At 71.1% G+C, this 11,390-nt stretch carries 11 protein-coding genes and 2 pseudogenes; 7 read left to right on the forward strand and 6 right to left on the reverse strand.

What is annotated here, in order from left to right:
* Window positions 1–3 precede the first annotated feature (3 nt).
* Window positions 4–1,089 carry an ROK family glucokinase gene (locus tag H590_RS0105685; RefSeq protein ID WP_028702805.1) on the forward strand — a complete coding sequence of 362 codons (1,086 nt, stop codon included), beginning with the start codon at window positions 4–6 and terminating at the stop codon, window positions 1,087–1,089.
* On the opposite strand, the gene H590_RS17200 is transcribed toward H590_RS0105685, so the two are convergent.
* Window positions 1,079–1,585, reverse strand: a complete 507-nt coding sequence (locus H590_RS17200) for a DUF6314 family protein (RefSeq protein WP_051238213.1) — start codon at window positions 1,583–1,585, stop codon at window positions 1,079–1,081. The two genes, H590_RS0105685 and H590_RS17200, sit on opposite strands and share 11 nt — an antisense overlap.
* A gap of 126 nt (window positions 1,586–1,711) precedes the next feature.
* Here H590_RS17200 and H590_RS0105695 point away from each other — a divergent pair, with 126 nt between their 5' ends.
* The 6 genes from H590_RS0105695 (at window position 1,712) to H590_RS0105720 (ending at window position 7,548) form a co-directional block, all read left to right on the forward strand.
* Complete coding sequence (locus H590_RS0105695) at window positions 1,712–2,482, forward strand: lysophospholipid acyltransferase family protein (protein WP_028702806.1); 771 nt, start codon at window positions 1,712–1,714, stop codon at window positions 2,480–2,482.
* On the forward strand, window positions 2,479–3,339 hold the full coding sequence (locus tag H590_RS18885) for a lysophospholipid acyltransferase family protein (protein WP_051238214.1): 861 nt from the start codon (window positions 2,479–2,481) through the stop codon (window positions 3,337–3,339). Before H590_RS0105695 ends, H590_RS18885 begins: the two co-directional genes overlap by 4 nt.
* Window positions 3,329–4,537, forward strand: a complete 1,209-nt coding sequence (locus H590_RS17210; protein WP_051238215.1) for an ATP-binding protein — start codon at window positions 3,329–3,331, stop codon at window positions 4,535–4,537. Before H590_RS18885 ends, H590_RS17210 begins: the two co-directional genes overlap by 11 nt.
* Window positions 4,538–4,667: 130 nt before the next feature.
* Window positions 4,668–5,360 carry a response regulator gene (locus tag H590_RS0105710; protein ID WP_036981193.1) on the forward strand — a complete coding sequence of 231 codons (693 nt, stop codon included), beginning with the start codon at window positions 4,668–4,670 and terminating at the stop codon, window positions 5,358–5,360.
* A 60-nt stretch (window positions 5,361–5,420) separates the two neighbouring features.
* Entirely contained in the window at window positions 5,421–6,815 is a 1,395-nt protein-coding gene (locus H590_RS0105715; protein ID WP_028702808.1) for a class II 3-deoxy-7-phosphoheptulonate synthase, read from the forward strand.
* Window positions 6,816–6,900: 85 nt separating this feature from the next.
* Window positions 6,901–7,548: an MBL fold metallo-hydrolase gene (locus tag H590_RS0105720; protein ID WP_028702809.1), complete on the forward strand. Its 648-nt coding sequence runs from the start codon at window positions 6,901–6,903 to the stop codon at window positions 7,546–7,548.
* A 66-nt stretch (window positions 7,549–7,614) separates the two neighbouring features.
* Here H590_RS0105720 and H590_RS15115 read toward each other — a convergent pair whose 3' ends face one another.
* The 5 genes and pseudogenes from H590_RS15115 to H590_RS18630 all read right to left on the reverse strand — a co-directional run.
* Window positions 7,615–8,568: a DMT family transporter gene (locus H590_RS15115; protein ID WP_084149300.1), complete on the reverse strand. Its 954-nt coding sequence runs from the start codon at window positions 8,566–8,568 to the stop codon at window positions 7,615–7,617.
* A gap of 156 nt (window positions 8,569–8,724) precedes the next feature.
* Complete coding sequence (locus tag H590_RS19405; RefSeq protein ID WP_301474132.1) at window positions 8,725–8,880, reverse strand: hypothetical protein; 156 nt, start codon at window positions 8,878–8,880, stop codon at window positions 8,725–8,727.
* Between the two features lie 200 nt (window positions 8,881–9,080).
* Window positions 9,081–10,332, reverse strand: a pseudogene (locus H590_RS15120) (protein kinase domain-containing protein); the annotation flags it as partial.
* Between the two features lie 168 nt (window positions 10,333–10,500).
* A complete protein-coding gene (locus H590_RS0105735) occupies window positions 10,501–10,932 on the reverse strand; it encodes a hypothetical protein (RefSeq protein ID WP_028702810.1) in 432 nt (143 codons plus the stop codon).
* A gap of 257 nt (window positions 10,933–11,189) precedes the next feature.
* Window positions 11,190–11,390, reverse strand: a pseudogene (locus H590_RS18630) (polyprenyl synthetase family protein); the annotation flags it as partial.

An 11,390-nucleotide genomic window follows, 5' to 3' on the forward strand; every position in this document is an offset into this window, starting at 1 on the left:
CCGGTGCTCAGCATCGGGATCGACATCGGCGGCACGAAAGTGGCCGCCGGTGTCGTCGATGAGTCCGGGACCATCCTTCGCCGACTGAGACGTCCCACTCCCTCGCGGAGCCCGGAGGCCGTCGAGAACGCCATCGTCGAGTCGGTGGACGAGCTCTCCACCGGCCTGTCGATCGGTGCGGTCGGCATCGGAGCGGCCGGATGGGTCGACACCGAACAGGCCCTGGTGAGGTTCTCACCCCACCTCGCCTGGCGCAACGAGCCGCTGCGAGACCGGCTCACCACCCGGATACCCGTCCCGGTGCTGGTCGACAACGACGCCAACGCGGCCGCCTGGGCGGAGTTCCGGTTCGGCGCCGGACGCGGATCCAGGGTGATGGTCTGCCTCACCCTGGGGACCGGTATCGGCGGTGCCCTGGTGATCAACGGCCGGTTGTTCCGAGGCCGCTACGGGATGGCCGGGGAGTTCGGCCACATGACGGTGGTCCCGGACGGGCACTGGTGCCCCTGCGGAAACCGCGGATGCTGGGAGCAGTACGCCTCCGGAAATGCCTTGGTGCGTGACACCAGAGCCCTCATCGAGGAGGGCTCACCGCGGGCCCAGGGTCTCATCGAGCACGTCACCGACCACGATCCGGCCAGACTCGTCGGCCCCGACGTCACCGCCGCCGCGGTGGACGGGGACCAGATGGCCATCGAACTCATCGCCGATGTCGGCCACTGGCTGGGTCTCGGGATGGCCGACCTGGCAGCCGCCCTGGACCCCGATCTGTTCGTCATCGGCGGCGGGGTGAGCGATGCCGGCGAGCTGCTGCTGGCACCGGCCCGGACCGCCTTCGGAAGACACCTCACCGGTCGCGGATTCCGTCCGATGGCCGAGATCGAGCACGCCGCGTTCGGTCCCGACGCCGGGCTCATCGGGGCCGCCGATCTGGCCCGTCACTCCATCACCGAGCCGCCAGGCCCGGCGCGCGGATTCTGGCCCCGCCGTCGCAACCCCCGTCGCGCCCGGCCTCGCCGCCGCCCGATCTTCCAGACCCTCACCGAGGGTTTCGCGGCCCCCTCGGAGAGGTCCTCGATCACTCGGTGATCGGCCGGTACCCGGTCGTCATCGTGTAGTCCTTGTGAGGACCCGACACCGTCCAGGTGATCTGCCAGCCGGCGTCGCAGGAGGCCGGCTCCCGGTCCTGGTCAACGCCCGTACCGGAGCTCCCCGCACCGTGGATGCCCGTATCGGAGCTCTGCGTGCCGCAGTTCCCTGCACCGGAGCTCTGCGGACCGGCGATGTCGCCGCGATAGGTGTCGCGTCCGCACAGATGAGTGACCCGCCCGTCCACCCAGGGATGGAAGAACCGGCCGTCCTCGAAGGTCACCGTCCAGCCCTGCGCCCCCGGCACCAGGAAGAGGGTGCGGGTGAAGGGCCTGGATCCGCCGTCGGTGGTGAGAACCCCCTCCTCGAACCAGCGCACCCGGCCACCGGTCGCCGGACTGAACCGGGCCGTCCCGTGCGCCCGGTAGCGAGCCCCGGTCCGGTGCTCGGCGATCGAGCGGGTGAACGACCAGGATCCGAGCAGTTGTGAGGGCATCACGGCGTCGAGCCTAGGCCCCCTCGGCGGTCAGCACGGGATCGGCGGCACCGGATAGTCTGTGGCCGAAGAGTCACGAGCGCTGGCGGGCCCCGCGCGGGCGGCCATGGTCCAGAAGGGATCCCCATGTGGTACCAGTTCTTCCGGAGCGGTCTGATCCGTCCGATCGTGCGCACCCTGTGGCATCCCTGGGTGGTCGGTGAGGAGAACCTCCCGAGCACCGGCGGAGCGGTGCTGGCCTGCAACCACATCGAGTACCTCGACCCGGTGATCGTGGCGGCGATGATTCCCCGCCAGCTCACCTACCCGGCCAAGAAGGAGCTCTTCCAGGGGGACGGGGGACTCCGGTCCAAGGCGGTCGCCTGGTTCCTCAAGGCGGTCGACCAGGTCCCCCTGGACCGGTCGGGCGGCCGGCGCTCCGTCGAGGGGATGCGTCCGATTCTGGACCGGCTGCGCGAGGGCGGAATGGTCGGGATCTTCCCCGAGGGCACCCGGTCGGCCGACGGTGAGATGTTCCGGGGCAAGACCGGGGTCGCCCGGCTGGCCCTGATGGCCGGGGTCCCGGTGATCCCGGCAGCGGTGGTCGGCACCGGACTGGTCCGCGGCGCGTTCGGCATCCCCAAGGTGGTCCGGCCCGGGATCATCATCGGCAAGCCGCTGGACTTCGAGGAGCTGCGCGGCCGCGAGGAGGAGGCCGCCGTGCTGCGCTGGGTGACCAATGAGGTGATGGACGCCATCCAGCAGCTCGGGGGCCAGGACTACGTCGACGTCTACGGGTTCCGCGTCAAGTACGGCAACCTCAAGGGCAAGGACCTGACCCCCTGGCGTCGTCCCCGGCCGGGCGGTGTGCCGGCCCCCGAACCGCACCAGGACAGGGACGCCGGTGGGGCGCGATGACGAGATCGCCGCTGCTGCCAGGAGGTGAGATCGCACTGACCGGTGTCGATCTGCCCGACGGGGCGCTCATCCTCGCCGTCCACCACGTCGGACGCGACGACGCCGTCCTGGTCCGTTCGGCGATCCGCGGGACCACCGGGCGCAGACCCTGGCTGGGGCTGGTGATGCCCACCCGGTCGGTGCCCTGGGGCACCTCCGCACGGTCCCGGGCGCTGGCCGTGCTCAGGCAGAGCGGGCTGGTGGTGCTGTTCCCGGAGAACGCGATCGCTCCCTGGGACGGGGTGTTCAAGGGGGACGTCGAGGTCGCCCACCTGGCCCTGGAGACCGGGGCCCCGGTGGTCCCGGCGGTCATCACCGGGGACCGGGGAGCACTTCGGGTCGGCGAGCCGATGGACTTCAGCCGGCACGCCGAGACCCCCCACAGCAGGGCGGTGCTGCGCGCCGTCACCGACGAGGTGATGGAGGCGATCAGCACCCTGGCTGGACTGCCCTACCGGGACATCCCCGCGCCGGCGGCCCGACAGGAGGCCAGCGCGGCCAGACGGGACCGCTCCCGGGCACGACGGGCCCACCGGGCGGCCGCTCGCCAGCAGCTCATCCTGGAGCGTCAGGAGGTCCGGGCCCAGGCCGCCGTGGAGGCCGCCGATCTGGCTCAGGCCGCCATCCTGGCCAGGGAGAGGGCCAAGGTCCAGGCCCGTGAGGCCGCCCTGGCCGACCGGCTGAGAGCGGCCGGGATCACCCCTGGGGTCACCGACGAGGCGGACCGCCCCGACCAGGCGGACCGCCCCGACCAGGCGGACCGGCCCGACCAGGCGGACCGGCCCGGCACCGACGGGAACACCGAGGATGAGCACTGATGCCGCCGATCGGCAGACCCGCCGCCTGAGCGCGTCCCGACGCCGCGACGACCCCGCCGGGCGACTCCAGCGGGCCGTCACCGTGCTGCGCTGGGTGCTCCTGGGCCACGCCATTCTGATGGGCGGGCTGCGATGGCAGCACAGCAGCCACCCGTGGGCGTTGGCCGCGGTGCTGACGGCGATGCTCGTCTGGACCGCCGTCATGACGGCGTGGGTGCGCCGGGACTCGGTACCGCCACTGGCCCTCACCGGCGTTGACGTGCTCATCGCGGTGTCGGTGACCGCGATCTCCCAGATCATTCTGGGGCCCTCGGTCCGCACCGCCAGTTTCGAGGGGATCGGCTCCTACTGGGTGATCTGCGCGGCCCTGTCGGCGGCCCTCATCCGCGGTCCTCTGCTGGGCTTCCTGGCGGCGCTGCTGGTGATCGCCCCGGGGCTGGCCGGGGTCGGTCACGGGGACCTCTGGGCCTGGAGCGCCGACCTGCTGCTGGTGGTCGCCTGTGTGGTGCTGGGTCGGCTGATCGACCAGATCCGCCGGATGATGGCCGATCGGGAGCGCGATCAGGCGGTGGCCGCCAGGCTGGCCGAACGCGAGCGGCTCGGCAGGATCGTGCACGACGGCGCCCTCCAAGTGCTGTCGATGGTCGAGCGGGAGGGGCCCGACCTGGGCCCGCGAGGCCAGGCGCTGGCGCGTCTGGCCCATGAGCAGGGCGGCCAGCTGCGAAGAATGCTGCAGATGTCGGCGGGGGAGGGGGCCCGGGCCGAGGGTCCGCAGGATCTCAAGGATCTGGTCGCGGCCGTCGAGAGCCATGAGGGGGAGTCGGTCACCGTCTCCGCGATGGCCGGCGAGCTGCTGCTGCCCGCCCATCTGGTCGACGAGCTCGACAAGGCCGTGGTCGAGATCATCTCCAATGTCGCCCACCACGCCGGCGCCGCCGCGCACTGCTGGATCCTCATCGAGGAGGAGGCCGGGACGATCGTCATCTCCGAGCGGGACAACGGCTCGGGGATGTCGCCCGGCCAGGCCGAGCAGGCGGCCGCCGAGGGCCGGATGGGGATCACCCACTCCATCGCCGGGCGGATCCATGCCCTGGGCGGGACGACGACGATGCGGACCTCTGAGGGCCACGGGGTCGAGTGGGAGATCCGGGTGCCGACCGGCCGTCAGGCAGTGCGACCCGTCCCCCGGTCGCAGTGACCGATCGCCGCCACCCGCGCTGCGCGGGCCGAACCGGGCCAGTGAACGAGCTCTCCGGAGGACCAGACGCCTCCCAGGGTCTGGTCAGGGCGCCACAAGGATGGGAAGCTGGGGTCAGGAGGGCAGCCACATGACCATCCCAGCACCCGCCGGCACGCATCGGGTGATGCTCGTCGACGACCATCCGATGTGGATCGACGCCCTGAGCGAGGATCTCACCGCGGAGGGGTTCGACGTCGTCGCGGTGGCCCATGACGGTGCGCAGTGCCTGCGCCGGGCCCGGGCGGCCCGACCCGACGTGCTGGTCATCGATCTCAAGATTCCCGAACCCGACGGAGCCACCTGCACCCAGATCCTCACCACCGAGTTCCCCTCCATGCACGTCCTGGTGATCAGCGCCTCGGGTGAGCGCGACGACGTCCTGCGGGCCGCCAAGGCGGGGGCCCGCGGATACCTGGTGAAGTCCGCCTCCCGGGCAGAGCTGATCAGCGGGGTGCGTCGCACCGCCGCGGGGGACGCCGTCTTCACCCCCGGACTGGCGGGCCTGGTGCTCGGCGAGTTCCGTCGGATGGCGACCAGGAACGACGGCGCCAGCCAGGACGCCGGCCCCCGACTGACCAGCCGGGAGGTCGAGGTGCTGCGACGGGTGGCCCAGGGGATGGCCTACCGGGAGATCGCCGAGGAGCTGTTCGTCTCCCACCGCACCGTCCAGAACCATGTCCAGAACGTGCTGCGCAAGCTCCAGCTCCACAACCGGGTCGAACTGACCCTCTACGCCCTGGAGAAGGGCGTCATTCAGCCGGGGGAGAACGAACAGGGCTGAATGACGCCCTCGGATGGGCGGCGTCGGGGTCCGCTGGACACACCGGTTAGACTCACCGCCATGCTTTCCGGTGTTCCCAGTCTCGTCTCCCTGCACTCCATGCCTCACCTGCAGCAGCCGAGCTATCCGGATCCCGCGGAGGTGGACCGGGTGGTCGCCGCCCTGCGCAAGCTCCCCCCGCTGGTCTTCGCCGGCGAGTGCGACGACCTGCGCGAGAAGCTCGCGGCGGTGGCCGAGGGGCGCGGATTCCTGCTCCAGGGCGGGGACTGCGCCGAGACCTTCGCCGGCGTCAACGCCGACAACATCAAGGGCAAGCTGCGGGTCCTGCTGTCGATGGCGGTGGTGATGACCTACGCCGGGCAGGTGCCGGTGGTGAAGGTGGGCCGGATCGCCGGCCAGTACGCCAAGCCGCGGTCCCGCGACACCGAGACCCGCAACGGCGTCACCCTCCCCAGCTACCGGGGGGACGCCGTCAACGGCTTCGAGTTCACCGCCCAGTCCCGGGTCCACGACCCGCGACGGCTGATGAGGATCTACAACGCCTCCGCCGCCACCCTCAATCTGGTGCGCGCCTTCGTCAAGGGAGGGTTCGCCGACCTGCGCGGGATCAACGCGTGGAACGCCGATTTCGTCCGCAACTCCAATGTCGAGACCCGCTACGAGGTGCTGGCCGGGGAGATTGAGCGGGCCCTGGCCTTCATGATGGCCTGCGGGGTCGACGACGACCAGATCAGCACCGTCGACTTCTACGCCAGCCACGAGGCCCTCCTGCTGGACTACGAGCACGCCATGACGAGGATCGACTCGCGGACCCAGCTGCCCTACGACACCTCGGGGCACCTGCTGTGGATCGGTGAGCGCACCCGGCAGACCAACGGTGCCCACGTCGTCTTCATGCGATCGATCTGCAACCCGATCGGCATCAAGCTCGGACCGACCACCACCGGTGAGGAGGCCAACCGGATCGCCGATCTGCTCGATCCCGAGCGGATCCCCGGACGGATCACCTTCATCACCCGGATGGGCGCCGGTTCGATCCGCGAGAAGCTCCCCCCGATCATCGAGGCTGTGGAGTCCTCCGGTCGCAAGGTGGTGTGGAGCTGCGACCCGATGCACGGCAACACCTTCGAGGCCGCCAATGGATTCAAGACGCGTTCCTTCGCCGATGTCTGCGCCGAGGTCAATGCCTTCTTCGACGTCCACGAGGCGCTGGGCACCTGGCCCGGAGGTGTCCACGTCGAGCTCACCGGTGACGACGTCACCGAGTGCCTGGGCGGGGTGGACGCCCTCGACGAGGCCGACCTGGCCGCCCGCTACGAGACGGCCTGCGATCCCAGGCTCAACCGCAACCAGTCCCTGGAACTGGCCTTCATGATCGCCGAGAGGCTCTCCGACGGGCGGATCAAGCGCAAGACGGTCAGCCCGCTGGAGCCTTACCGCGGCCTCGACATGTGAGTTCCGGGGTCCCGCAGAGGAGCGCCGGCACCCGATTCCGCGCGAATCGGTTGTCGGGCCCCGCGGTAGCCGCCAGACTGGGGCCATGAGGATCACACACCTGGGACACTCCTGCATTCTGGTCGAGGCCGCCGACGCCCGGATCCTCATCGACCCGGGCAACATCTCCGACGGCTGGCGGGGCCTCACCGATCTCACCGCCATCCTGGTCACCCATGCCCACCCCGACCATGTCGACCCCGAGCACATCGCCGATCTGGTCAACGCCAACTCCGGGGCACTGTGTCGTGCCGAGGCCGGCGCGGTGGCCGCGGTGCCGCAGATGGATGCCGACCCGATCATGCCCGGCGACGTCATGGAGGTCGGCGGCGCCACCATCCAGGCGGTCGGCGGGCGCCATGCCGTCATCCATCGCGACATCCCGGCCATCGGCAATGTCGGCTACCTCATCGGGGAGGGGCTCGGCACCATCCTGTTCCATCCCGGTGACGAGCTCGACGAGATCCCGCACGGCGTCGACGTACTGGCCTGCCCGGCCTACGGGCCCTGGGCGGCGATGAAGGAGACCATCGACTTCGTGCGCGAGGTGGGCGCAGATCACGCCTTCCTCATCCACGACGGGCTGCTCAACGAGCGCGGCAGGTCACTGGCCTACCACCGTCACGACGAGATGAGCGACACCCAGTTCCACGACCTGCGGGTCGGCGAGCCGTGGCAGGTCCCGGAGCGCTGACACCGGGCCACTGAGTCTGGCCCGGGCGCGACTGGCCCGGGTGCGACTGTCAGGGTTGGACGGCACTCAGCTGGCCGAGGCCAGGTCTCCCCGGCCGGTGCGACCCTCGGGGACCGCCACGGCCTGCGGCGCGACTCCCGGCTCGAGCTGCGGCGCGACTCCCGGCTCGAGCTGCGGTGCGGACTCGGCGCGCGGTCCGCGGTGGCGGTGCGGCGGGCGGACCACCAGCACCATCGCGGCCAGGATCGAGGCTGCGCCGAACAGGATCTGGGCGGTGAGCGGTTCCCCCATCAGCCCGATGGCGAAGATCGCCCCCCACAGCGGCTCGGTGCACATCACGACGGCGGCCCGGGTGGCGTCCACCCGTGCCTGGGCCCAGCTCTGCAGGAAGGCCACCACGGCGCTGCACAGCACGCCCAGGTAGAGCACGGCGAACCACTCGTGCGGTGTGGAGGCCATCGTGATACCGCCGGGTGCGGCGCAGACCAGGCAGACGGCTGCCGCGCCCACCATCTGGTAGAGCCCCAGGGAGATGACGGTGCGGGCGGTGGCCAGACGTCCCAGGGCCACGATCTGGCCGGCGAAACAGACGGCGGCCGCGAAGGTCAGCAGCTCACCGGTGCCGATCCTGACCCCCAACCCGCCCGCGTTGAGGGCCAGACTGCCCAGGCCGACGGTCGCCAGGGCCACCGCCAGCCACACCGGACGGGGCACCCGCTTACCCAGCAGGGCGGCTCCCAGCAGGGGAGTGACGATGACGTACAGGCCTCCGATGAAGCCGTTGACGGAGGCCGGGATGGACCTCAGACCAACTCCCTGGAGCACCTGGCCGGCGCCGAACAGGGCGCCGAGCGCCAGTCCCTGAAGGACGGTCCTCCGGTTGGCCCGCCAGGCGCGCGGCATCAGAAGGCCGAAGGCCAGGACGGCGACCACGAATCGATTGGCCAGCAGATCGGTCGGGCTCAGGGTGGTGTAGGCGTCCTTCATCACCACCAGGGTCGACCCCCACAGGGCCGCCATCAGCAGGAGAGCCGCCGGCGCGAGGTGCGAGGACACCCGCGGCCGGTTCCGAAAAGCTGTCATGGGAATAATGCTATACGGGAGAATCTCTCTCCATCAACCTGATCAACGAGAAGATCTAACGACCATGGGGTCCTGGTCCGGATGAACGGTGGTTCAGGACGGTTCCTGAGAGGGATTCTCCTGTCCGGAACCGCCGGCATCGGTCGTGGTGACCGTGATGGCCGGACCCGCCGAGGTGCGCAGGGACACCCCGAACTGGTAGGCCGCCACCCCCACCGCCACCGCCAGCACGGTGATGAGGATGATCATCACCAGACTGCGACGGCGCCGGGCGGCCGGCACCGGGGTGCGGCGGGACGCGACGGTCTGGGGCCGGTGCGCGGTACCCGGCCGGGACGCGGTACCTGGCCGGGACGCGGTACCTGGCCGGGACGCGGGGCGATGGTGCTGGACGGAACCCGCCGGTCGGGGTGCCGGTCGCGGGGAGTCCCCGGTGCCTCGGAGGGAGGCGGGCCGGGTCCGGGGGGAGGGTGCCTCCTGGGGTCGGCGCAGTGGAGTCCGCTGGGTGCGAGGGACAGTGGTGTGCTCGGAGTGGCCGGTGGCGTGCGGTGCCCGGGCTGCGGCGGTGCGCTGGGTGTGGGGAGTCGCGGTGTGCTGAGGGCGTCGTACCGGGGTGTGCTGGGACTGGTCGCGCGAGGAGAAGTCGGCTCGGGCCGACGACCGGGGCCCGGCGGGACGGTAGTCGACCGGGGAGACCGGCGTGGCGGAGGACCGGACGGCCGGCAGGGTGCGGGTCGGTGCGGGAACCGGGCTGGCGGGCTGGGCGCTGCCGGCCCGGTGCATCAGGGCGGTGATCGCCGGGTCCTCGGCCCGGCCCCGGGCCAGGGAGGAGCGCACCGAGCGCAGCAGGGCGAGCAGGGCCCGGCCGTCGGCCGGCCGCTCCCGGGGGTCGCGGGCGGTGCAGGTGCGCACCAGGGCGTCGAGATATGCGGGGATCGCGCCGGCCATCTGGCGGCCCTTGACGCCGGCGTGCTGGGTCAGCCACTGCGAGGGGGCCGGAACGTCCTCGTGGACGTGGGCCCAGGCGACCTGGATCGGATTGTCGCCGGTGTGCGGCTTGCGTCCGGTGAGCATCTCGAACAGCACAATCCCGGTGGAGTAGACGTCGGACCGCTCATCCGCGTGGTCCTTGACGACCAGCTCGGGGGGCAGGTAGCTCACGGTGCCGACCAGCACCCCCCGGGTGGCTGAAACGGACTGGTTGGTGATGGCCCGGGCGAGCCCGAAGTCGGCGACCTTGATCTGGCCGCGGTCGGAGATGAGGACGTTCTCGGGCTTGATGTCGCGGTGCACCAGGCCGTTCTCGTGGGCGCTGGCCAGCGCGGAGACGACCGGTTCCAGCATGTCGATGGCCCGCAGCGGGGACAGCGGGGCCTCCTGGGCGATGACATGGCGCAGGGTGCACCCCGGCACGTACTCCAGGACGATGTAGGGGCGGGCGTCGTCGATCCCCTGGTCGAAGACGCTGACGATGTGCGGATTGACCAGTCGCGCGGCCGCCTTGGCCTCCTGGTCGAAGCGGCGGGCGAAGTCCTGGTCCTCGGCCAACTCGTCGTGCAGCACCTTGACCGCGACGACCCGCATCAGATGGCGGTCCTGGGCGCGGTAGACGGTGGCCATCCCACCCCGGGCGATCCGTGAGGTGATCTCGTAGCGACCGTCGAGGACACGACCCACCAGGGGGTCGGTGCTCACAGTCATACTCACAGTTGCCTCACAACACGGTCGGGGAAGAGGGGAAGGCCGTGTTCGCCCGTGCTCTGAAGTGTAGAACCCGGGAGCCAGCGGATGGTGGCGTTGCCGCCCCCCGGCGAGTCCCCTGTTCAGGGCCGGTTCGGCTCGGCGGATCGGCCGTTCGCGGCGCAGCGGTCAGCGCATGCCCTGCTCGTAGAGCCGGTACCCCTGGTCGGTGTGCTCGAAGCACAGCGTCCAGGGCCGGGTGCCGGCCGTGATGCCCCTCTTGGGCGCCGCCGTCGCGGTGATGGTGAGGTGGTAGCAGTCCAGGTTCACCCCGGCCTGGGAGGCCGGCAGTGTCGTCACGGTGCCGAGATCCTTGTACCCGGTGAGTCTGGGCTCGTCGCACCAGGCCCAGGTGCTGGTCCCGGTGAGCTGCTTGGTGAGGGCGCAGTCTCCCGACTTGGCGGCGTCGAGATAGGCCTTCGCCACCTGCTCGGAGGACGCGGAGGCCGGCGGCACGCTCCCGGAGGAGGACCCGGTCCCCGACTCCGAGCAGCCGGTCAGGCCGCCGGCGATCAGGGCCAGACCGGCGAGACTGGCGGCGAGGGCCATCGCGGATCTCATGAGCGTTCTCCTCGTTTCCTCCGGGGCCCGTCGCCACCCCACGGGCGACCCTCGGCCTCGGCCAGACAGAGCATAGGTCGTCGACGAGTTCTGCCACCACAGAGCCGGTCCGCGGACTGTGCGGTTGCCGGCCCTCCGGATGGCAGATCTCAACCGGCCCCACCACTCACACCGGCCCCACCACTCACACCGGCCCCACCACTCACACCGGCCCCACCACTCACACCGGCCCCACCACTCACACCGGCCCCACAGCCTCAGGAGTCGCGGCGCACCGACTGGCGGGCCAGCTCGCGCAGGGCGCGGGCCCCGTCGTGGGTCATCTCGGCGTGGTCGAGGACCGCGACGGCCCGCTGGTAGCCGTTCTCGATGTCCTTCTCGACCTCGGCCCGGGCCCCGCTGCGCTCGATGATCCGCCGGGCGTCGGCGACATCGGCGTCGTCCAGGTCGGGGCGGCC

This window comes from Acidipropionibacterium jensenii DSM 20535 (genome assembly GCF_000425285.1).
Taxonomy (GTDB): domain Bacteria; phylum Actinomycetota; class Actinomycetes; order Propionibacteriales; family Propionibacteriaceae; genus Acidipropionibacterium; species Acidipropionibacterium jensenii.

Coding starts and splice junctions, on each gene's coding strand:
- H590_RS0105710 (WP_036981193.1), top strand. CDS start 4,668: ATGACCATCCCAGCACCCGCCGGCACGCATCGGGTGATGCTCGTCGAC.
- H590_RS18885 (WP_051238214.1), top strand. CDS start 2,479: ATGACGAGATCGCCGCTGCTGCCAGGAGGTGAGATCGCACTGACCGGT.
- H590_RS0105695 (WP_028702806.1), top strand. CDS start 1,712: ATGTGGTACCAGTTCTTCCGGAGCGGTCTGATCCGTCCGATCGTGCGC.
- H590_RS0105735 (WP_028702810.1), bottom strand. CDS start 10,932: ATGAGATCCGCGATGGCCCTCGCCGCCAGTCTCGCCGGTCTGGCCCTG.
- H590_RS0105715 (WP_028702808.1), top strand. CDS start 5,421: ATGCTTTCCGGTGTTCCCAGTCTCGTCTCCCTGCACTCCATGCCTCAC.
- H590_RS15115 (WP_084149300.1), bottom strand. CDS start 8,568: ATGGCGGCCCTGTGGGGGTCGACCCTGGTGGTGATGAAGGACGCCTAC.
- H590_RS17200 (WP_051238213.1), bottom strand. CDS start 1,585: ATGCCCTCACAACTGCTCGGATCCTGGTCGTTCACCCGCTCGATCGCC.
- H590_RS0105720 (WP_028702809.1), top strand. CDS start 6,901: ATGAGGATCACACACCTGGGACACTCCTGCATTCTGGTCGAGGCCGCC.
- H590_RS19405 (WP_301474132.1), bottom strand. CDS start 8,880: ATGATCATCCTCATCACCGTGCTGGCGGTGGCGGTGGGGGTGGCGGCC.
- H590_RS17210 (WP_051238215.1), top strand. CDS start 3,329: ATGAGCACTGATGCCGCCGATCGGCAGACCCGCCGCCTGAGCGCGTCC.